The 21,655-nt window shown below is 34.8% G+C and carries 19 protein-coding genes and 1 tRNA gene; 10 read left to right on the top strand and 10 right to left on the bottom strand.

Annotation, left to right across the window (positions count from 1 at the left end):
• Nucleotides 1–110 precede the first annotated feature (110 nt).
• The 4 genes from HNS38_RS10485 to HNS38_RS10470 all read left to right on the top strand — a co-directional run bounded on the left by HNS38_RS10485 (nucleotide 111) and on the right by HNS38_RS10470 (nucleotide 4,209).
• Nucleotides 111–1,157, top strand: a complete 1,047-nt coding sequence (locus HNS38_RS10485) for an endonuclease/exonuclease/phosphatase family protein (RefSeq protein ID WP_253939373.1) — start codon at nucleotides 111–113, stop codon at nucleotides 1,155–1,157.
• Nucleotides 1,157–1,570 (top strand): tetratricopeptide repeat protein, encoded by a 414-nt coding sequence (locus tag HNS38_RS10480; protein ID WP_172281580.1) that lies wholly within the window; start codon nucleotides 1,157–1,159, stop codon nucleotides 1,568–1,570. The genes HNS38_RS10485 and HNS38_RS10480 overlap by 1 nt, the downstream gene beginning before the upstream one ends.
• 6 nt (nucleotides 1,571–1,576) lie before the next feature.
• Nucleotides 1,577–2,890 (top strand): 30S ribosomal protein S12 methylthiotransferase RimO, encoded by a 1,314-nt coding sequence (rimO, locus tag HNS38_RS10475; protein ID WP_172281577.1) that lies wholly within the window; start codon nucleotides 1,577–1,579, stop codon nucleotides 2,888–2,890.
• 107 nt (nucleotides 2,891–2,997) lie between these two features.
• Nucleotides 2,998–4,209: a hybrid sensor histidine kinase/response regulator gene (locus HNS38_RS10470; RefSeq protein ID WP_172281574.1), complete on the top strand. Its 1,212-nt coding sequence runs from the start codon at nucleotides 2,998–3,000 to the stop codon at nucleotides 4,207–4,209.
• A gap of 7 nt (nucleotides 4,210–4,216) precedes the next feature.
• Here the strand turns inward: HNS38_RS10470 and HNS38_RS10465 are convergent, their stop codons facing one another.
• From HNS38_RS10465 to HNS38_RS10445, 5 genes are all read right to left on the bottom strand, one after another.
• Nucleotides 4,217–5,683: a C1 family peptidase gene (locus HNS38_RS10465; RefSeq protein WP_172281572.1), complete on the bottom strand. Its 1,467-nt coding sequence runs from the start codon at nucleotides 5,681–5,683 to the stop codon at nucleotides 4,217–4,219.
• Nucleotides 5,684–5,800: 117 nt separating this feature from the next.
• On the bottom strand, nucleotides 5,801–6,214 hold the full coding sequence (locus HNS38_RS10460; protein ID WP_172281569.1) for a hypothetical protein: 414 nt from the start codon (nucleotides 6,212–6,214) through the stop codon (nucleotides 5,801–5,803).
• Between the two features lie 26 nt (nucleotides 6,215–6,240).
• A complete protein-coding gene (locus HNS38_RS10455) occupies nucleotides 6,241–7,260 on the bottom strand; it encodes a glycosyltransferase family 2 protein (RefSeq protein ID WP_172281567.1) in 1,020 nt (339 codons plus the stop codon).
• A 24-nt stretch (nucleotides 7,261–7,284) separates the two neighbouring features.
• Entirely contained in the window at nucleotides 7,285–8,751 is a 1,467-nt protein-coding gene (locus tag HNS38_RS10450; protein WP_172281565.1) for a GWxTD domain-containing protein, read from the bottom strand.
• 118 nt (nucleotides 8,752–8,869) lie between these two features.
• Nucleotides 8,870–8,957, bottom strand: a tRNA-Ser gene (locus HNS38_RS10445).
• A gap of 601 nt (nucleotides 8,958–9,558) precedes the next feature.
• On the opposite strand from HNS38_RS10445, the gene HNS38_RS10440 reads away from it, so the two are divergent.
• The 5 genes from HNS38_RS10440 (at nucleotide 9,559) to HNS38_RS10420 (ending at nucleotide 14,861) form a co-directional block, all read left to right on the top strand.
• Nucleotides 9,559–9,816 (top strand): hypothetical protein, encoded by a 258-nt coding sequence (locus tag HNS38_RS10440; RefSeq protein WP_172281563.1) that lies wholly within the window; start codon nucleotides 9,559–9,561, stop codon nucleotides 9,814–9,816.
• A gap of 25 nt (nucleotides 9,817–9,841) precedes the next feature.
• Nucleotides 9,842–11,182: an NADP-specific glutamate dehydrogenase gene (gdhA, locus tag HNS38_RS10435; protein ID WP_172281560.1), complete on the top strand. Its 1,341-nt coding sequence runs from the start codon at nucleotides 9,842–9,844 to the stop codon at nucleotides 11,180–11,182.
• Between the two features lie 230 nt (nucleotides 11,183–11,412).
• Complete coding sequence (locus HNS38_RS10430; RefSeq protein WP_172281557.1) at nucleotides 11,413–12,546, top strand: sensor histidine kinase; 1,134 nt, start codon at nucleotides 11,413–11,415, stop codon at nucleotides 12,544–12,546.
• Nucleotides 12,539–13,897 (top strand): sigma-54 dependent transcriptional regulator, encoded by a 1,359-nt coding sequence (locus HNS38_RS10425; RefSeq protein ID WP_172346420.1) that lies wholly within the window; start codon nucleotides 12,539–12,541, stop codon nucleotides 13,895–13,897. The genes HNS38_RS10430 and HNS38_RS10425 overlap by 8 nt, the downstream gene beginning before the upstream one ends.
• Nucleotides 13,898–13,997: 100 nt before the next feature.
• A complete protein-coding gene (locus HNS38_RS10420; RefSeq protein ID WP_172281553.1) occupies nucleotides 13,998–14,861 on the top strand; it encodes a transglutaminase-like domain-containing protein in 864 nt (287 codons plus the stop codon).
• Here the strand turns inward: HNS38_RS10420 and HNS38_RS10415 are convergent.
• Together HNS38_RS10415 and HNS38_RS10410 are read right to left on the bottom strand one after the other, a co-directional pair.
• On the bottom strand, nucleotides 14,858–15,775 hold the full coding sequence (locus tag HNS38_RS10415) for a DMT family transporter (protein ID WP_172346419.1): 918 nt from the start codon (nucleotides 15,773–15,775) through the stop codon (nucleotides 14,858–14,860). The two genes, HNS38_RS10420 and HNS38_RS10415, sit on opposite strands and share 4 nt — an antisense overlap.
• Before the next feature lie 131 nt (nucleotides 15,776–15,906).
• Nucleotides 15,907–17,115 carry an aminotransferase class I/II-fold pyridoxal phosphate-dependent enzyme gene (locus tag HNS38_RS10410; protein WP_172281548.1) on the bottom strand — a complete coding sequence of 403 codons (1,209 nt, stop codon included), beginning with the start codon at nucleotides 17,113–17,115 and terminating at the stop codon, nucleotides 15,907–15,909.
• Between the two features lie 155 nt (nucleotides 17,116–17,270).
• Between HNS38_RS10410 and HNS38_RS10405 the strand changes: the two genes are divergently transcribed.
• Nucleotides 17,271–17,753 carry an Lrp/AsnC family transcriptional regulator gene (locus HNS38_RS10405; protein WP_216663689.1) on the top strand — a complete coding sequence of 161 codons (483 nt, stop codon included), beginning with the start codon at nucleotides 17,271–17,273 and terminating at the stop codon, nucleotides 17,751–17,753.
• 134 nt (nucleotides 17,754–17,887) lie between these two features.
• Here the strand turns inward: HNS38_RS10405 and HNS38_RS10400 are convergent, their stop codons facing one another.
• The 3 genes from HNS38_RS10400 to HNS38_RS10390 all read right to left on the bottom strand — a co-directional run bounded on the left by HNS38_RS10400 (nucleotide 17,888) and on the right by HNS38_RS10390 (nucleotide 21,551).
• The gene (locus HNS38_RS10400) at nucleotides 17,888–19,537 is read right to left on the bottom strand and encodes a flotillin family protein (protein ID WP_172281546.1); all 1,650 of its coding nucleotides are present in this window, start codon (nucleotides 19,535–19,537) and stop codon (nucleotides 17,888–17,890) included.
• A gap of 31 nt (nucleotides 19,538–19,568) precedes the next feature.
• Nucleotides 19,569–20,147, bottom strand: a complete 579-nt coding sequence (locus tag HNS38_RS10395; RefSeq protein WP_172281544.1) for a hypothetical protein — start codon at nucleotides 20,145–20,147, stop codon at nucleotides 19,569–19,571.
• 504 nt (nucleotides 20,148–20,651) lie between these two features.
• Nucleotides 20,652–21,551, bottom strand: coding sequence for an anti-sigma factor (locus HNS38_RS10390; protein ID WP_172346418.1), 900 nt, complete (start codon nucleotides 21,549–21,551; stop codon nucleotides 20,652–20,654).
• Nucleotides 21,552–21,655 lie beyond the last annotated feature (104 nt).

Genomic DNA, 21,655 nt, shown 5'->3' with positions numbered 1-21,655 from the left:
TTACCCTATAAATTGGGGGCAACAAAAATAATTAAATTAATAACACTTGAAAGTTATTTTCGTTGAAAGAATCAATTAAATTTGCCCAAAATTTAGTAAACATAAAAAATATGAAACATATTATTTCTAAGCTCCTGACTATTTTCATGGTCTTTAGTATTTCATTAACTTCTTTCGAATCTAAAGCACAGCAATACGAAATTGTCGCCATAGGTTATTACAATCTAGAAAACCTCTTCGACACCATTGATTCAGAAGGCGTTGCAGAAGGTGACTTCCTACCCAATGGTGCTAAAAAATGGAATGCAGAGAGATATTATTACAAACTAGATCAGATGGCTAGAGTACTATCAGAGATAGCTACAGACAAAACTCCTGATGGATTAGCTATTTTTGGTATTTCTGAAATAGAAAACAGATTTGTTGTAGAAGATTTAGTAAAAACAGATGCTTTAAAAGATAGAAACTATCAAGTTGTGCATTATAACTCACCTGATAGAAGAGGAATTGACGTGGCCTTGGTTTATAATCCTGATTATTTTGAACTCACAAATAGCTATTCTGCTCCATTTATGATGGCTGATACTAATTTTAAATCTAGAGATCAATTGGTGGTTACTGGTTTATTAAAAGGCGAAGAAGTTCACTTTCAAGTCAATCACTGGCCAAGTAGAGGTGGTGGAGAAAAACGTTCTAGACCAAAACGTGTAGCCGCAGCAGATTTAAGTCGCTCGTTGGCGGATTCTTTATTGGCTCTCAATCCAAATGCAAAAGTGATGATTATGGGCGATTTAAATGATGATCCTGTTGATATTAGCGTAGCAAAACACCTAAAAGCAACAGATGACAAATCAAAATTAGCTGAAGGATATTTTTATAATCCATTTATGACCAAATATAAAAAGGGTATTGGTTCATTGGCTTATAGAGATTCTTGGAATTTATTTGATCAAATCATTATGACACCAGCCTTAGTTGCTGAAGATCGTAGTACATGGACCTATTTCAAGTCTGAAATCTTTAAGAAACCCTATATGATCAATCAAGAAGGAAAATATAAAGGTTATCCTAAACGTTCCTTTGTAGGAAATAAGTTCCAAGGTGGATATAGTGATCACTTTCCAGTATATATGTACTTAGTAAGAGAAGTAAAATAATGAAGATAAGAACATTTCTATATTTTAATATTATTTTTTTAATTCTATTGAACTCCTGTACTCCTCCTCAAGAGAAAGCAGAAAAACATTATGAAATAGGAAGAAAACACTTAATTAATAGTGATTCAGAAGCTGCCTTAATTGAGTTTCAAAAAGGATTGGAATATGTTCCAAACGATGCGCTTTTATTGTATTCTTGTGGAAATTGTTATATGAATTTTCGGGATTATAATACTGCTATTGAATATTTCACAAAAGCTATTGAAAATAACCCCAAATATGATGACGCCTATTTTAACAGAGGAAGAGCTTGGTTTTATTTAAACGAGAGAGATAAAAGCTGTGAAGATTACCAAAAAGCTCAGGATTTAGGTCGCCCTAACCTAGCCGATTTATTAAAACATTGTAAATAATCGAAGATGAAGACCAAACAAATACCTAAGAAGATAAATGTAATAACCATGGGATGTTCCAAAAACCTAGTGGATTCAGAACATCTAATGGCCCAGCTTAAAGCCAATAAAATTCAAGTGATGCATGAGCAGGATAATGAAGATTACGATGCTGTTATCATCAATACCTGTGGATTTATTGCAGATGCCAAGGAAGAAAGCATTGATATGATACTAAATGCTGTTGACGCCAAGAGAGCTGGTCATCTGGACAAGGTATATGTGATGGGCTGCCTTTCGGAAAGATATAAAAACGAGCTCCCTTCAGAAATTACAGAAGTGGATGGATATTATGGAGCTACCGATGCCGACATCAAGAAAATCACGGAGGGCATTGGTGTAGAATATAGAGATGAGTTGGTAGGTGAAAGAGAATTAACTACCCCTTCTCATTATGCCTATTTAAAAATATCTGAAGGCTGTAATAGAACCTGTGCCTTTTGTGCCATTCCTAAAATTAGAGGAAAACACAAAAGTATTGATATGGATATCTTGGTAAAAGAAGCCCGTTCTATAGCTGCAAAAGGGGTTAAGGAGTTGATTTTAATTGCTCAAGACCTAGTTTCTTATGGAATAGATATCTATAAAAGACTAGCCTTAGCAGAGTTGCTTCGCGAATTGGTTAAGATTAAAGGCATAGAATGGATAAGACTCCACTATACCTACCCTAACAACTTCCCTCTTGATGTTTTAGAACTCATGAATTCTGAAAAGAAAATAGCAAACTATGTGGATATTCCTCTTCAACACATTAACGATAGAGTACTTAGAGACATGAAGAGAAATCATAATTCAGAAACCACTAGAGGATTAGTAAATAAGATGAGAGAAACCGTTCCTGGTGTAGCCATTAGAACGACCCTTATCGTTGGTTTCCCAGGTGAAACAGAAGAGGAGTTCCAAGAATTAAAAGAATTCGTAAAAGATTCAAGGTTCGATAGAATGGGTGTATTTACCTATTCTCCCGAGGAAAACACTACGGCCTACGATCTCAAGGATGACGTACCGGAGGCGGTGAAACTAGAGAGAAAAGAAGAACTCATGCAACTTCAGCAAGGTATCAGCCTAGAAATCAATCAAAATAAGCTAGGAAAGACTTACAAGGTAATTATAGATCGGATAGAGGACGAGCACTACGTGGGTAGAACAGAATTTGACTCTCCAGAAGTAGATAATGAAGTTTTAATAGAATATGATAGTTGTGATTTACAAGTAGGGAAATTCTATCAAGCAAAAATCACACAAGTTGATTCTTTTGACTTATATGCACAAATAGTTTAATTATTTTAAATCATTTTCTTGGAGTTTATATAATATTTCTTAAATTTATATGTTCTTTAATTTGAAGAACCTTAATAAAGAACCCTAGCAAATATTAGATTAATATCATGGCAACCAAAAACTCTCTTGTCTTACTAGTAGACGATGTCCCACAAAACATACAAGTTTTAGGAAACATTCTCAAAAATCAGGGCTATTCATTTGCATTAACAACGAATGGTAAAGAGACTTTTGAGCTACTTGCCAAGAAAACTCCAGATATCATCCTATTAGATATCATGCTCCCTGATGAGGATGGCTTTAGTATTTGTGAAAAATTAAAAGCCAACCCTGATTTAAAACATATACCTATCATTTTCTTAAGTGCCAAGCACGATATTAAAGATAAAATCAGAGGTTTTGAATTAGGTGCCGTAGACTATATCACCAAACCATTCGAAGACATTGAGGTTATTGGCAGGGTAACCAACCACCTTCAAGCCAAACTTGACCGTGATAAAATTGAGCAATACAACCACGAACTGGAAGACATGGTGGAGCAAAGAACTCAAGAGCTTATCATTAAAGAGCGAGAAAGTATTCTGGCTCAATTTATGCAAGGTGTTATTCATAATGTTAGAGGTCCTATTACCAGTGTAGCTAATGGTATGGATGTTATAGATATGATGAAGGACGGCATAGAACAAGAAATTTCTCAAAGTGACTTACAAGACAGTATAAATGATGAACTCCAAGAAATATGGGAGCTGAACAAGCTGAACAAGGAAAAATTAGAGGCGCTATTAAAGGATTTAAAATCCATGCTAAAAAAGAGCCGAACCGACCATAATGAGGAGATTGAAATAACTGATCTCAATAGAATTATTGAACAGGAAATTGATTTCTTAAATGTTGATTTAGAGTTCAAAAATCAAGTAAAAAAAGAAATCAACTTATCTATAGAACCTCTTCCTATTAAAGTAATCACTGCAGAAATATCTCAGCTATTTCAAAACCTAGTTAAAAATGCTATGGATGCTTTATATCAATATGAAAATAAAGAGATTGATATTGAAACTGGAATCATAGACCAAATGGCCTATTTTAAAGTCAGTGATAATGGCCCTGGAATTCCACCTGAATTATTAGCTCGTATTTTCGACCCTTTCTTTACCACCAAACCCAAAGAATGTAAAGACGATTCAAAGGCCCCAACCGGTACTGGGATTGGTCTTCGATTTTGTAAGAGTACTGCCGAAAGCTATGGTGGTTCTATATCTGTAGAGGTCAGCAAAAAAGGAGGAGCTTGTTTTATGGTCAAGCTCCCTCTTAATAAATAAATATCTTCTACTTCTTTAAAAGAATTCTAACGCTAAAAACCGCCAACAATCCCATCATCATTACCATAATGATATGATTAGATAAAGGAACTGCGTTTGGATTATAAGTTCCATACACATTTATGCATAAGTCTATTTTATAGTCAGTATCCTCACCAACTGATAACCAATCTCCATCATTGCCTGAACCACTAATCCAAGCTACTCCGGATTCTATATATGGGTCAGAATAGGTTTCTAAATACATCTCCACTGGTATTGGCCAATCATAAGAAGGGGTATTGTATTTTACTTTGATATATAATTCGCTCCCCATAAGTACAGAAATAGGCTCATCTAAAGCATAAGTATATAGACCAGGATGTTCAGTTGTTTTAGCTGAGACTTGCCCAATCTGATTACTTAAAACACCAGAAACAGCATCAAAATCTGAATATATCTCCATTTCAATACCTGTTCCATAAGCCATAGCATAAGTACCAAGCTTATCGATGAACAGATTCTCTGTAACTTCATATTTCACTAAAGCATACCCGTCTTCACTTCCATAACCATAGCTAGAATAATTCCCTAACTCATCATACAATAATACTCGACTATCCTCACTATAGATCTCAAAACTGGGGAAATAAGCATTATAAATCAAAAACTGACTGTCATTATAGCTTGTGTAAACAAAACCATCCTCACCCCAAGAAGTTCCATAAGTATTTTGGCATATCCATGCACCAACGCCACCATCAGTGACTTTATTATCATCCCAACCTACTATGTTAAATACATGATTTACTTCATGGGTTCCACCATAATAGTAAGTATTTTCAGCATCATTAAAATATGTCGCATTATAATATATCAAAGACCATACCGAACCATTGTCCATAATCAACTGCTTAATGGAATTCATATCACCAGGTGGATACCTAGATTCTCTCACTAAAAAAGCGGGAGCTTCTCCCACAGGACAATTCACCCCAGGTTCTGATGTGCCCCCGGGATGAGGATCCTGCTCCTCTAGTAAAGGCCCAGATTGACGAGCAAAATAGGCTGTCGCCATCCATGCATTACCATTTGTGGAACGCCCAGGGAAAAACTCATGACAATATTTGAGATTATTATCAGACAAATTATACAATCCTTGCTCCAAAACTAACATTCTAGATTCCACTGTAGACATAGATGAATAAGCCCAGCACCCGCCAGATGACTGGGTTTTTACAGGAGGTAACACTCCCAATCCTCTTAAATCATAGGAACTCGGAAAATCTTTAGAGGAATTTGACGAGAATGCTGCATACCCTAACTTAACAGGAAAAGGAATACCACCTGCCTCTATTTCACTTTCTGCTTTTATATGCTGATTTTGAATAGCTTTAGTAAATTCTGGATTTGTAGGATTCAACCCTACTTGGGCAATGCTTCCTAGGCTAAAAAAAACTAGGAATGCCAAAATAAAAGTATTTTTCTTAATCATGCGTTTTTCTTTAAGTGATTTCCAAAGATACTAAAATAATAAAATTGATGAGGAAGGAAAATCAAAAACCAGATTATGAGTATAAAAAAAAACGCAGTAAACCAGAAACAAAATGAGTTAAAACCTCCTCTTATGAACATCAAAAGTTTGCTGACTAACAAAAGACTCTATCTTTTTGGCTATCACTACGAAAACTTTTAAATCATTTTTCTCGAACCACTTAAGTGCTATAGGAGTACCGCGAGAGGCATCAGCTAAACGAATCAGAAACTTAAAATTATATTTATACAGCCACATAATGGCTTTTTTATCGTTATGGATGGCACTATCGAAAACTGCAAATTGTGGATAGCCATTTTTCAACAACCATTTTACACTTTCCTCCCCTCCTCTAATCGACTTGGCCAAAACACCAAGTTCTGGGTACTTATTTTCCATCAAGAAATGGAAAAACTTTTCATTGCCACTAATGGCTTCACCAAAAGCTAGTAAAATTTTTATGGGGTAAGTTTGTAGATGTCCTCTTTTCATGGATTACAAAAATCGGAAAAAATGGCTTAACTAAAACGGTCTTTCTGCAGAGAGTTGAATTTTTTGATCTTTTTCACAAAGTGCTCGTATACTATATTTCTCTGATACATCATCGAAACCCTATTTTGATTCAGATCCCTCCTCTTTTGATATAAAGACGGGAGTGAACAGTAAAACTTAAGATGAGCTTTAAGAATGGCATAGGTGTCTTTATAATCTCCATCAATGAAAAATTTTATCCCTGCGACTCCATCCAAAACCAAACGCCAGAAAAAAACAGGGATAAGTCTTTTACCCTCTAGATTTTTATACAAGAGATAAAAATTATTTCTAAAGTTAAGATATGTTTTTTTAGGATTACTTTTATGCAATGTGCCACCACCAACATGATAAACTACCGATTTTCCTTCATAAAAAATCTTATACCCAGCATTCTTAGCACGCCAACAAAAATCGATTTCCTCCATATGTGCAAAGAAATCATCGTCCAAACCTCCCAATTCATGATAATGTTCTGCACGCACAAACATGCAGGCTCCACTGGCCCAAAAAACCTCTATCGAATCATCAAATTGTTGGTGATCCTCTTCTATCTCTTGAAATATACGTCCTCTACAAAATGGATAGCCATATTTATCAATATAACCTCCTCCAGCACCAGCATATTCAAATTCTTGTTTCTGATGAAAGGATAAAATCTTAGGTTGACAAGCTGCTATCTGGGCATCACCATCCATCAATTGAACAATAGGCTCTATCCAATTGGGGCCGACTTCAATATCACTATTTAACAGGACGTAATATTGAGCATCTATTTGCTTTAGTCCCTCATTATAACCTTTTGCATACCCTCCATTTTCACTGTTTATCACTAAATGAACTTGAGGATAGTTTTCCTTTAAGAATTCTACAGAGTCATCTGATGAGTGATTATCAGCTACAAATAATTCCGCATAGTATGGAATATTTTTCAGGACAGAGGGAAGGAATTTCTGAAGGAAACTTTTGCCATTCCAATTCAGAATAACCACTGCAACTTTTAACATAAAAGGTTTGTTTTTGAGTGGTCTCTATCTTGGGTTATTATATAATTCACCAGAGCGACCTTCGTATCTATCATTATCGGGAGCATCAATATTTTGCAATTGATCTCGATGTAAATAGGATTGCCAATGTGTATTGCTAATTTCTCCAACTACGTTTGAATGCAACAAAGTGTATCCTTTATGAATAAGATGAGGATTATAGAAAACAAATTTACCATTTCTCTGGTTCCCAATTTCGTAATAATGCCAAATTTGATAAGGAACAGCACCTTCATGTCTTCCGCCACCGCTTTCATATTCTTGATCGGCTATGGTATTTGGAGGACCATACTGTAAATACACCCTCCCCATATCAGTAGCATAACCTGGAACGTATTTATTTCCAAAACTATTATTGGTTTTAATTACTTCAATTTGATATGTTTTCCAAGCATTTTCAGGGTCATAAGCATCCTTGGATTTCCAGAAATAGTTTAAAAATCTTCTTTTTTCATCTTCACTAGCCGTAGGAAGTGAATTCTTGATAAAGGCTCTTTCTGAAGGGCTTGCTATGGGATAAACACAACTAATTAAGCTTGTTAGTGAATCATCGCTAAATTTATTCACAAACGAATTCTCTCCTGAAATCATAGCTAGCAATTGCTCATCAAATGTTTGTAGCGTATTATTCACTTGAAATAATGTTTTTCTTGCATCTAGAATCTCATTATTTTTGTTCCTCAGTTCAATAACCAAATTATAATTTCCACTATTCAAGTTAGAAATATCAAATTTATTTAGAAGAACATTAACCGTTTCTGCATCCATTCTTTTTCTAATCACCAGTTCATTTGATACCGTTGAGGCATTTGTTTCTGAAATATATGCGGTCATTAAGAATTTCTCCCCTTCCCCTAATATTTCTTTAGCATGATAAATCTCGGTATAGAAAGTCAGTTTTTCCTCATGGTCTCCATAATAATTGGAAACATGAGGAACCATATCGTAACCATTTTTGGTATTGATCTTCCATTCAGTACTCTTAGTATAAGACTCTATAAATTGCACATCACTCATTTGAATTTTTTCGGCATTGAATTCAAGATCAATACTACCTCTTGCTTTATTAGGCTCCATGTCTAGATTAGCATCTGCAAATTCAATATCTAAGCTGTAAACTCCGTTGCTTAAGAAAAAACGCTGCTGATCTAAAAAATTCAAGTTTAAGTCATTTGTATCTTCAACCACAGGACTAGTTAAAATCGTTTTACTAAAATCCACAATACTATCATTTCGCTTAAACATTAACAAAAGATTCACTTGAGAATAATAGTTACCCTCTTCATTTTTCACCAGCTTAAGGCCATTCATATCCACCGATAAGTAGGTTTCAACATAGGAACCTAATTCAGGGTTGTAAAATTTAGCAAAGTTCAAACTTGCATTTAAATTCTGTGCCATCAAGAATGATAATGGCAATAGGAATAATACAGTAAATATAGACTTTCTCATGATCTTTATGTTTGTGCATATTTGTGAGTACAAACTTACGAAATATATGTGTGGAGCAGCAAACAAAAAACGTTAACAATAAAAAAGCCTTTCACATTTCTGTAAAAGGCTTTAAGCTTGGCGGAGAATGAGGGATTCGAACCCCCGGTACCTTGCGGTACAACGGTTTTCAAGACCGCCGCATTCGACCACTCTGCCAATTCTCCGCTGCAAATGTACACTTTTTTCCCATTTTGGTGCACCCTAGTTTATTTTTTTTTACTTTTTTTTATATCGATTTATTTCTCAATAATTTAAGATTGAAAATATTTTTATTTTTCTAAAAAACAGCCAAAATTGATGCTAATTTGCGGCTTAATTCACTCCTTTTTCAAACTAATAATCACTTGTTTTTTTTGAAAAAGTAAAAATCGAGCTCTTTTTAGGCCATTATATCCACATCATTCCTTCTAATTTCTCATCGGACAAACACATAAAAAGTATAATGATGGACTTTATTTTTTTATTTCCGATCCTATTTTTGAAATAATTAAATCCAATAATTAAAAATAAACGGACATTTGTTAAATATACAAAATCGGGGAGAATCACCCCATTGATACAATTTCCCCCACAAAAGATATCTTTTTACGATTTTCTCTTAGTTTCAAAAATAAACAAACCACACAACCGTAATCACCTCATTGTCTACATCTTATTCATTTTCTTATTATGTGTCTCACTTAATTATAAATTTAATAAGATGATTGGCACGAATATTCATTAGGCTAAATCAAAATAAATATCAAACCATAAAAAATAGATATCATGAACACTAATAGTATTTGCTCTTCTTGCCGTCACGAAAATGATTGTCAATTCATCAAGAACTCCATTGGAAACATCCTCGAATGCGAAGAATTCGAATTAGAACCTGTAAAAAAGGCTACACAAATTTTAAATGAACAAAAAGAGGTATGTGACAAAGCATACAGTGGATTATGCAAAAATTGCTCTGAACGTTGTAACTGTTTATTGCATGCTGAAGATTCAGTAATCTGGCATTGTGAAGAGTTTGCCATTTAATTAAATCCTCCCTTGTACTAGAGCTATGAAGTATCAACAAAAAATAGATGCATTTATTTTTGAGCTGATTAAACGCAATCCCAACGAAAGTGTATTTCATCAAGCTGTGTACGAAGTAGCAGAGAATATCATTCCCTTTATAGCAGAGAATAAAAAATATCAAAACCATTTAATCTTTGAAAGATTAACAGATCCTGAAAGAGTATTGATATTCAAAATAATTTGGGAAGATGATAAGGGAGTAGTACAAGTAAATCGAGGCTATAGAGTAGAAATGAACTCCAGCTTAGGTCCATATAAAGGAGGAATACGTTTTCACTCCTCTGTTGGCCTCGATTCTTTGAAGTTTTTGGCCTTTGAACAAGTGCTAAAAAACAGTATTTCCACTTTGAATTTTGGCGGAAGTAAAGCAGGTTCCGATTTTAGTCCTTTTGGGAAATCTGACAAAGAGATCATGCGTTTTTGTTATGCTTTTATGTCAGAAATATTTCGATATCTAGGTTCAGATACAGATATATGTACTGATGATATTGGAATTGGAACAAGGGAAGTAGGCTATCTTATTGGCCAATATAAAAAATTAAGAAAACAATTTAACGGTATTTTAATTGGACATGGACAAGACTGGAGTCAAAAAACAATAAAACCTGAAGCTACAGGTTTTGGATTAGTCTACTTTGCACAAGAAATGCTTTTGAATAAAGGTCTAAATATAAAAGGAAAAAGAGTTGCCATATCAGGGTTTGGAAATATAGCATGGGGTGCTGCTAAAAAAGCCAATGATTTAGGTGCAAAAGTAATTAGTATCAGTGGACCAGATGGATTTGTATATATGCCAAATGGAATCACTGATGACAAATTAGATTTTATTCTTCAGCTTTATAAGTATGATAGCGTAGAACCATTTGCCGAAAAATATAATTTCGATTTCTATCCAAATGAAAAACCATGGAGCATCAAAGCTGATATTGCACTTCCTTGCTCTATTCAAAACGAGTTATTAACTGAGGATGCAGATATGCTAATAGAAAATGAGTATCTATTGCTTGCTGAAGGAACCAATATGCCATGCACCAAAGAAGCAATTAAGACCATACACCATTCAGGAATACTATATGCACCTTCAAAAGCCTCCAGTGCAGGAAGTATGATTGTTTCTGGAATAGAATCGACTTGTAATGCTATATCAGACTCCTTAACAGAATCAGAGATCGATTTGAAGCTTCAAGAAATTATTAAGTTAATACATAAAAATTGTCTTAAATATGGAGAATTAGAAACCGGAAAAATCAATTATCAAAAAGGAGCAAATATTGCTGCTTTTGTAAAAATAGCAGATGCCATGCTAGATCAAGGACTAGTATGAGCATTGAAAAAATAAAGTTGGGTGTTTTCGAATTCACAAGTTCTGTAAATCATATTAGTATATCTTTTTGCACTCCTATTTTGAAGAAATTTAAAAAGGTGAAAAAGATAGTTAAAACAAAGAAAGTTCAGAAAAACACTCACTAAAGATCAATTTCATTTCATTAGCTTTGGGTTTGGGTAGGTGTAAGGTCCTCCCAAACCCTTTTTTTATTTCAAAGATGATTAATTATGACAAAGGACAAGCAGCATCAACTAGAATTTAAGCTCCAAGAAAGAATAAAAGAATTGGAATGCCTATATGATATTGCACAATTATCTATAAAAAAGGCCACCAGACCGCTACACGAAAGTCTTGAAGAAGCTATTCCTATCATCAAAAAAGCATGGCAATTTCCTGAAATCACTGAGGTTTGTATCCTATTTGACCAAAAAAAATATAAATCCAACCAATTTTCAGAAGGAATTAGTTTTCAAGAAGCTCCACTCATTGTAAATGAGATAAAAAGAGGATTCCTGAAGGTTTCATATACTGAAGCAAAACCAAATGAACAAGAAGGACCTTTCTTATCTGAGGAACGTTCACTTATTAATACACTTGCCCAAGAAATATCATCTAATATAGAACGCTTTGAGAACAAAGAAGAAAAAAAGCTTTTAGAGCAAAAACTACGTCATTCCGATCGCCTAGCTACATTAGGAGAATTGATAGCAGGAATAGCACACGAATTGAATGAGCCTTTGGGGAGTATTTTAGGATTTGCCCAACTTATTGAAAGCGAAAACCCAGGGAATAAGCAATTAGCAAATGATATTTCAAAAATAATACAAGCTTCATTGCATTCACGTGAAGTCATTAGGAAGCTTATGCTATTTTCAAAATATGATGAGCATGAGAGCGAAAGTGAAATGATGAATATTAATGAAACCATTGCCAATGGACTATATTTACTTGAAACCCGCTGCAAAAAAGAGGATATTAAAATTGTAAAGTTAATGTCCGACGACTTGCCAAACATACAGGCCAACGAGACACAAATCAAGCAGGTGATTGTCAACCTAATGGTAAATGCTATTCATGCCATGCCAAATGGAGGACAGCTGTTACTTCAGACTACTTATGATAAAACAGGAATCTACCTAATCGTTCAAGACAATGGCACTGGAATAGCAGAAAATCATTTGCAGAAAGTATTCGACCCCTTTTTTACTACCAAAGAAGTAAGTACAAGCACAGGACTTGGCTTATCTGTTGTACATGGTATTGTTAAATCATTAAATGGCAGAATCAATGTAGAAAGTCATCTTGGGGTAGGATCTCGTTTCGAATTATATTTTCCTTTTAAAACGAACCATCATGAATAGAAAAAACAAATATCAAATACTAGCTGTTGACGATTCACTAGAAATGCTAGAGCTTCTCAGACGTAATCTAAAATCCTGCGGATATAATATTATTACCGTTTCTTCTGTTATTGATGCCACCAAAGTCTTAGAATCCACCGAAATAGATTTAGTAATTACTGACTTGCAGATGCCTCAGATAAATGGAATTGAATTGATTAAGCATCTGAAAGAAAACTACAAAAACACTGGCATCCTAGTAATAACAGGGTACCCATCGATTAAAAACGCAGTTGAAACGGTTAAATTAGGAGCCTACGATTATTTAATAAAGTCTTTTACAAGAGATGAGTTGATTAATGCAGTAGAGAAATCATTGCTAACTGTAGAAAACCAAAAAGAAAAAGAAGAAGAAAATCATTATCAAATTCAAATCGATGGCATCATTGGTAATTCAAAGGCTATGCAAGCCATTTTCAAAGATTTACTCAAAGCCTCCAGAATAAAAACAACCATACTACTTAATGGAGAAACCGGAACAGGGAAAGAATTAGTAGCTCGCGCTATTCACTATAACAGCAAAGAATCTACTGCTCCATTTATACCTGTTAATTGCGGAGGAATCCCTGAAGCATTATTAGAAAGTGAATTATTTGGATATTTAAAAGGAGCATTCACCGGAGCAACAGAAACCCGTGGAGGCTTCTTTCAAGCAGCTGATGGTGGTAGTATTTTTCTTGATGAGATTCATAATACAAGCATGAGTATGCAAGCCAAGCTCCTGAGAGTATTACAAGAAAAAGAAATCAATATGATTGGCTCCAATCACGCACAAAAAATAAATGTAAGAGTGATTGCTGCAGCTAATGTAGATTTATTCCAATTGGTGAAAAAGAAACTTTTTAGAGAGGATTTATACTATCGCCTAAACATTATCCCTATTAGCATACCTCCCTTAAGAGAACGCGACGGTGATATCAACATTCTAATCAGATATTTCTCACTAAAATACGCCAAAGAAAATGGTCTAAAAAACCCCAGATTTACCGACAGAGTGCTTCAGATATTGAATAATTATGACTGGCCAGGAAATGTCCGCGAATTAGAAAATATTGTTCATCGTTTGGTAGTCATGAGCGATGGCTCGAAAATCGATGTCCCAGATCTTCCTGTAATGATGCGACACTCTATTCAAAGTCATAATAATTTAAATAAAAGCTTAAAAGAGGTGGAAACAGAACATATCCAGATGATTCTAGCATACGTTGGTGGGAATAAAACCAAAGCTTCAGAAATACTAGGTATAGATCGTAAGACACTGAGAGAAAGACTCAAAACCATTGAAAACAGCTTAAATTTAATTCAGGAATAATTTAAAAAACAATTAACATTTTCTGTTTAATAAGTTTCAATAGCTTTTACAAAAATCAAGGGCTCGACATCCTACATTTGTACATATCACATTATAGAAAATGAGCAGCACAACCGACGAAACAATGTTAAAGGCCTTATTACATCTTTTGGATGATCCAGATCCAGAGGTGTTTTCTGAAATAGAAAATAGAGTAATAGAAATAGGTCCCAAAGCTCTTCCTTATTTAAGGGATGCGGCTGAAGGAAAGATCGACCAACTTGCGGAGAATCGTATTAGCACACTACTTAATAAAATCCAATACAATAAAACGGAGACTTCATTATTAAGCTGGAAGAAAAAATCGGACCAAAAATTGATTGATGCAGCAGTTATACTAAGCCAGTATCACTATCCGAATTTAAGTACTCATGATATCCAAAACCAAATTGACAGACTAAAAAAAGACGTTTGGCTAGAACTTAACGAAGAGTTTACACCTCTTGAAAAGATTCATATCCTGAATCATGTATTCTACAAAATATATAATTTCAAAGGAAATAAAACCAATATCAGCCATCCCCAAAATAGCTTATTAAAAGACCTTCTGGAAAATAGACAAGGTAATTCTGTGATATTAAGTATACTTTATTTAGAAGTTGCTCAAAGCCTTGAACTTCCTGTTTTTGGAGTTAACCTTCCTGAGAATTTCATTCTGGCTTATTTAAACTCTGGTCAGTTGCACAGCGAATCAAAACCTTTATTCTATATTAATCCATTTAATAATGGAATTGTGTTTACTAAAGAAGACATTGATACTTTCTTAGGTCAATTAGATTTGGAACCCAATAAAGAATACTTTGAGCCTTGTAATAATAAAGCCACTATAAAGAGGTTAATGAATGAGCTCATGCAATCTTATGAGCTTTCTGGTGATATAAATCAATCGGAAGATTTTAGACGCTTGATGTCTAAATTTGGTTAGGCATTAACTTTATAAGATTTTTTCTTTAACAGAATTTTCCCAACAGAAATGAGGATGACTCCGACAATGGATATGACACCTCCAGCTACTTGATAAATTTCTGGAAATTTTCCAAAATAAACATAAGCGCCTATCAATACGATAATTCCTTTGGTACTACCTAAAATACTTACCCTACTCACTTCTAAATATTTATAAGCTTGATAACCTGCGGTGATGGTTAAAAATGGTCCTAGAATACTCCCAATAAAAATATTCCAAAGCGCAAACCAAGTTAATCCCCAATTTAATCCTTGTATCATCAATACAGAGAATGAAAAAATAAAAAGGAAAACATTTCTACTTAAAGCCAGAATCGAAGGCCCTAATTTTTTCACATTTTTCTTAGTTATAATAGCGCTAATTCCATAAAAAAACGAGCTGTACAAAATATACTCCGCTCCTTCTACAAACATTGAAGACAAAGTTGTACCGCCCTGATAGCTAATTATAAAAGCACCCACAATAATTAAAAAAATACCGAATATTTCAGGCTTATTATATCTTTCTCTCAAAATGATAAAACCCAATACTGTTACAATAACAGGATTGATATTTCCTAAGAAAGAGACAATGGCAGGATTCGAAAAAGTAGAAATAGAGAGAAAGAAAAAAGTAGTTCCTGAAATTTCTAACAAACCCAAAATCAATAGGATTATGAAATCACGATTTTTTAGATTCTTAATTAGTTTTAACTTCCCTGTTTTGGCTGCAAATATAGAGTTCCAAATAAGTCCAAATAGAAACCAATAAAAACCAAAAACAGCTAAACTAACCTCCCCTAGTGCCGCTTTACTGAAAATATAAACATTGGAGGTTGCAAAAACTGCAATAAATGCAAATAAATATCCCTTGGTAGTATCTTGTAATTTCATGGTTATTGTGTTGCGGCAAAGGTAGATTTTTTTTCGGACGGTGGGTGATGGTTGTAGGATACTGGGTGCTGGGTACAAAAAAAGCTCTACTTCAAGTTTTGAAATAGAGCTTCTGTTTTGACATTAACCGGTTAGATTAAATTCTTGTCTTTTAGGCAAGATAAAATAACATTGAAAGTAGTTTCAATATCGTGATCTAAACCAACAGAAAAACGAACTAAACCTGGAGACATTCCCATTGATAATTGAACATCTTCTGGAACTTCACTACTAGTTGATTTACCAGAGTTACTAAATAGAGTTTTGAAATAACCAAGGCTTACCGCGTGGTAACCAACACCTCTAATTTGCATGCATTCCATAAGGTCAGCAGCTCTTTCGGCAGTTTCCATATCAATAGCAATCATTCCTCCATAACCGAAATCTTCATTTCTCATGCTATTCATCAAATCATGATCTTGATGTTCAGTCATACCAGGATAATTGAATCTCAAGCCAATTTCTTTAAACTTTTTAGCTAAGAACATTGCATTCTTACTATGCTGCATCATTCTAATATGCAGAGTATGCAGATTTTTAAGAATGCTCGAAGAGCGCATAGGATCTAATACAGGACCTAATAACATGGCAGTTCCATCATTTACATCACTTATAGCATTTATAAAATCTCCGCTTGCACAAATAGCACCTGCAACACAGTCATTTTTACCATTGATGAATTTTGTCATAGAATAACAAACAATATCCGCTCCTAATTGATAAGGAGCAAAAATCATTGGTGTAAAAGTATTATCAACTACTAATTTAGCACCATGCTTATGAGCTATTTCAGATAATTTTGGCATATCAGAAATCTGAAGCATTGGATTAGTCATACTCTCAGTATAAACTAACTTGGTATTTGGTCGGATGGCTGCTTCAACAGCCTCTAAATCCGAAATATTTACGAAAGTAACATCAATATTAAATTTAGGAAGATAGTTTTTTAAGAAAGCGTAAGTTCCACCATAAGTAGTCACACTAGTAACAATATGGTCACCAGCACTACATAATTGTAATAACACTGTGGTGATAGCTCCCATGCCAGAACCAGTTACCCATGCACTTTCTGTGCCTTCCATAGCAGCTAAAGCTTGTGCTAAATTTAAATTTGTTGGGTTCCAATGACGAGAATAAAGGAAACAACCTTCGGCCTCACCGTGAAATGTATCTAACATGGTTTTGGCAGTCATAAAAGTAAAAGTACTACTATCAGTTATGGAAGGGTTTACACCTCCGAACTCACCAAATACTTCTTGTCTTTGTATATTAGTTGCTGGATCAAATTTCTTTGTGCTCATATCATTAATTTTTTTATTGTTTCTATGGAACAAAAGTAAATTATGTAAGCAATAATGTCAATATATCTAATTTATTTAAGCATTTATGCTATTTTTGCTTACATATTGAAAGCATATCCCTCAATATTATAGAATTTATTAAATAAAATCATAGAATGAGTAAAATTAAGTTTCAAATTGATTCCATGGATAAGCAGATTTTAGACATTTTGATGGAAAACGCAAGGACTCCAATCACTTTAATAGCTCGGAAACTTAAAATTTCGGGTGCCGCTATTCATCAAAGGTTGAAAAAACTAAAAGACGCTGGTGTCATCACTGGTTCTAAGTTTGCTCTTTCTCCTCAAGGTCTTGGGTACCATTCCTTGGCTTTTGTGGGTATACAGGTTAACCTAACTTCAGGACAAACTCACCACCAAGTTTTCGATATGATATTAAATATCCCTGAAGTGGTAGAATGCCATTCCATTACTGGTAAATACTCCTATATGCTGAAAATTTACGCCCATAGCAATGAACATTTGAAGAAAATTCTGGTAGAGAAAATACAATCAATAATAGAAGTGACGAGTACAGAAACCTTTCTTTCTTTAGAGGAGGGTTTTAATAGGGGATTGCCTATTGAGATACAATCCTGAGCTTCACTTCATGACTTTTTAGCTGATGGAGTAATTCAAGTTTTTTTTTGTTAATCAACAACAAGTAATAAACAAAAAAGCACCTAATAGATTTAAAACAATCAATTAGGTGCTCACTCATCTTATAAAACTTCTTACTCTGGCTTATCTTCAATGATATCAGCATCGGAGATGGTTTCTTCCTTTACTTTGGGAAGTTCTTCCTTTTTAGGCTCCTCCTTTTTGCTTCCCTTTAAATAATCAGGTAGTTCCATACCTGCCATTTGGAAAATCTCATCGAATGGAGGAAGAGAACCTAACATTCCTGAAAGGAAATTTGCTGTAGATGGTGAATTCCCATCTTTACCGGAGCTCATACTATCCCAAACTGTGACTTTATCGATTTTAATATTCTTAATCGCTTCCACTTGCTTCTCAACTAATTCTGGAAGCTTATCAGCTATCATTAGCATTACCGCATCACTACTACTTTGATTTGCAGCACCCACAATGGCTTTAAACCCTTCTGCTTGCTTAGTCAGAATCTCATAATTACCTTTAGCTTCAGCAGCCATTTTTAAATAGATAGCATCGGCTTCCCCTTTTGCTTTTCTTCTAATTTCTTCAGCCATAGCTTCCGCTTCAATGACTATTCTTTGCCTATCAATTTCAGCAGGAATAATAATATCGGCTTCTTGGCTTGCTTTATCTCTTAAAGCTCTTGATTCTTCAGCCTTTCTTTCAGCAGAATAAGACTCCTCCAAAGCCTGTGCTGTTTTTACTTTTTCAGCAGCAATAGCAAGCCTTTCAGCTTCCGCTTCTTTTGTTCTTCTTTCGGCATCGGAATTGGCAATGGTAACTTTAGCTAAGTTTTCTCCCTCAACGGCAGTAGCATTGGCTTCAGAAGTTTTAATTCGCTCATTTCTATTGGCTTCAGCTTCCCCAATTTTAGCTTTAGCAATTGCATCAGCAGTAAGTGTACGCTCTTTTCTATTGGCTTCAGCCTCCCCCACTTTTGCTTCGGCGGTAGCATCTGCCACATTAATACGCTCTTTCTGCATGGCAATAGCTTCTCCCACATTGGCATCGGCATTGGCATCGGCAACTTTTATTCTTTGTTCTCTAACCGCATTGGCTTCACCAATAGATCCATCTCTAGATTTTTCAGCTACACTTTTCTTAGCTTCATTAATAGCATGAGCAGCAGCTTCTTTACCCAAGGCAATAATATAACCAGACTCATCTTTAATGTCGGTTACATTCACATTGATTAATTTCAAACCAATTTTTTTCAATTCAGCCTCCACATTGGAACTTACAGCAGCCAAAAACTTATCGCGGTTATTATTAATCTCTTCAATATCCATGGTAGCTACTACCAAACGTAACTGACCAAATATGATATCTTTAGCTAAATCATGAATTTGATCCTGACTAAGACCCAACAAACGCTCTGCTGCATTATTCATAATACCCGGCTCTGTTGAAATACCAACTGTGAAACGAGAAGGAACGTCAACTCGGATATTTTGTCTACTTAAAGCACTGGTCAGGTTTACTTCAATGGAGATAGGAGTTAGATCGAGAAATTCATAACTCTGCAGAACAGGCCATACAAATGCTGCTCCACCATGAATGGTTTTTGCAGATTTTCCACCTAAAGCAGTAGATTTTCCTATCTTTCCATAAACAACCAAAATACGGTCGGAAGGACAACGTTTATACCTTTTAAATAACGAAACAAGTAATGTGAATATGGTGACAATAACGACTATTGCTGCCACTAAAAAATAACTGGTACCCATAATTTTTGATTTTTTATATTAGTCTATCTGTTTATTTGCTTTTTGTAACCAGAAGTAGATTTCCATCAAAGACTTTAGTCACAGTAACTACCATTCCAGTCTTTAAATCCTCTTCATCATCAGTTACGGCATCGAGTTCTCTTAAAGATCCTTGAATTTTCACTTGAACTTTACCAATACTTTCTCGTTTAGCTTTTATTGGGATATAAATACTTGCAGTTTTACCCACAGCATTTTTCATATTCAAGTTTCCACTAGCTGTTAGTTTGCTAATGGAATAAAATAAGAATGTCATTAAGACCATCATTAAAAGTCCACCAATAACAGAAATAAGAATCGTAGTTAGGTTAGAGTTTCCGTTTGCAATACTTCCTAAACCCGACCATCCAAAAACGGTCATAAAACCAACTAAGTTTCTAAATGTAAAGAACTGAAAAGGAATTCCTGTATCTGTTTCCACATCAAAATCTACATCTCCATCGATATCTGCATCCATATCTCCTAAAACAAATACAGAAATCATTTGTATCAAAAAAAACACAGAAGAAACAATGGTTACCATCCAATAAATCTTTTCGATGGTAGTTAAGTCGCTAAAAAATTCACCCATAAGAATTGGTATTTTATATTTAAAATGGAAAAAATGTCCACATGCTTTTTAATGAGCTAGCAATTTATAAAATATTTAGATATCTTCAGGTACTATTTAAAAAATTAATCTGGCGGAATAAATAGCCTCATAATAATTATAAAAGACTCCTCACTACATATCGAAGTGACAAGTATTTAGGCTATAGGGAAGGAAGACGGGTTTTGGTTTTTTCAATGGCAAAACCAAAGCCCTTCTTCCTGTCTGATATATCATAATACATGGTCTCTCTGAACGAAATGCAATGCAGGTATTGAGCCCTGGCGAAATGAAGTGAAGAATTTAGTTTTTAAAAATGGAGTTTGTATAAGACAGGATTGTAGTCGAACGTTTTTTTCATATTTGCGCCTATCAATTGTAATCTATTATTGATTGCATTTATAAAAAAGAAACAAGCCAAAGGAGTAAACCTCTGACTTGTCCATTCAAAATCAAAACTTAAATATTAACCTCTGTTCGATTCGGTTATTTTTTCTTTGCCATACCAGAAGGATTGGTATTGGCAGCATTATTCGACATCTGATATAATGTACGATCAGTAGCATCACTAGGAACAGCACCAACCAAAGGTTTTAATAAAAATGGAGCCGCACTATTATCAGGTTGTGGTTCCACAGAAATCACCACCGTTTTTCCTGCTAAATCTGTTGGAAAAGATACGCCATTTGGCGCATTCATCAATAAGTCTTCTCCAGGAAATGGAGGCGCATCTGCACTCTGTCCGCTATAAATATCGGATTGGTCTGCACCAGAAGTTGATAAAAATCTACCTGTACTAATTGGAATTCCATCTACAACAGCCCATCCTTCATAAGCCCAACCGGCAGGTAAAACTGGTAAATCAAGACTTGCTGCTGGTCCTGCTGAAGGATCTAACCACCATACTCCGCTATTTTCATCTGTTTCGGAACCTCCATCGGTTGGAGTTGCCAGAATATAGGCTCCAGTTGAACTTGAGAAGTCATTGCCAAGGGCCGCGCCATGCGCCACACTTAAGGAAGCAGAACCTCCATCAAAGTCACCTGCTAAAACATGAACACTACTTGGATTAGGATCGGTATCTCGGTTGGGTTCGATAGTTAAAACATAGGTTGAAGCTGCATTTAAATCACTTAAGGCCACTTCAAAACTCGTTTTACTCATCATACCTGTAGCATCTACTTCAAATACTCCAGACGAAATGGCTTTACCATCTACTATAATCCAACCTTCATAGGCATAATCACTACCCAAATCTTCAAGGCCAGAGATTTCAATATTTAAATTCCCATTGGTACTTACTGGAGCCTCCTCATCTTTCTTACAGCTTGTTACAAAAACTAATGCCATTAAGGCCAATAGAATAATAGATTTTACTTTAATCATTGTGTTTGTGTTTTAATGTTGCTTACTATTTCTTTTAAGTCCATTTCAGCTTTACTACTGCGCTCATATTAAGAGTAGAACTACTAATTCGAGCTATTTGAGGA

Source organism: Lentimicrobium sp. L6 (assembly GCF_013166655.1).
In the GTDB taxonomy this organism is placed as follows: Bacteria; Bacteroidota; Bacteroidia; order Bacteroidales; family UBA12170; genus UBA12170.
This window is presented reverse-complemented; position numbering and strand designations above follow the sequence as displayed.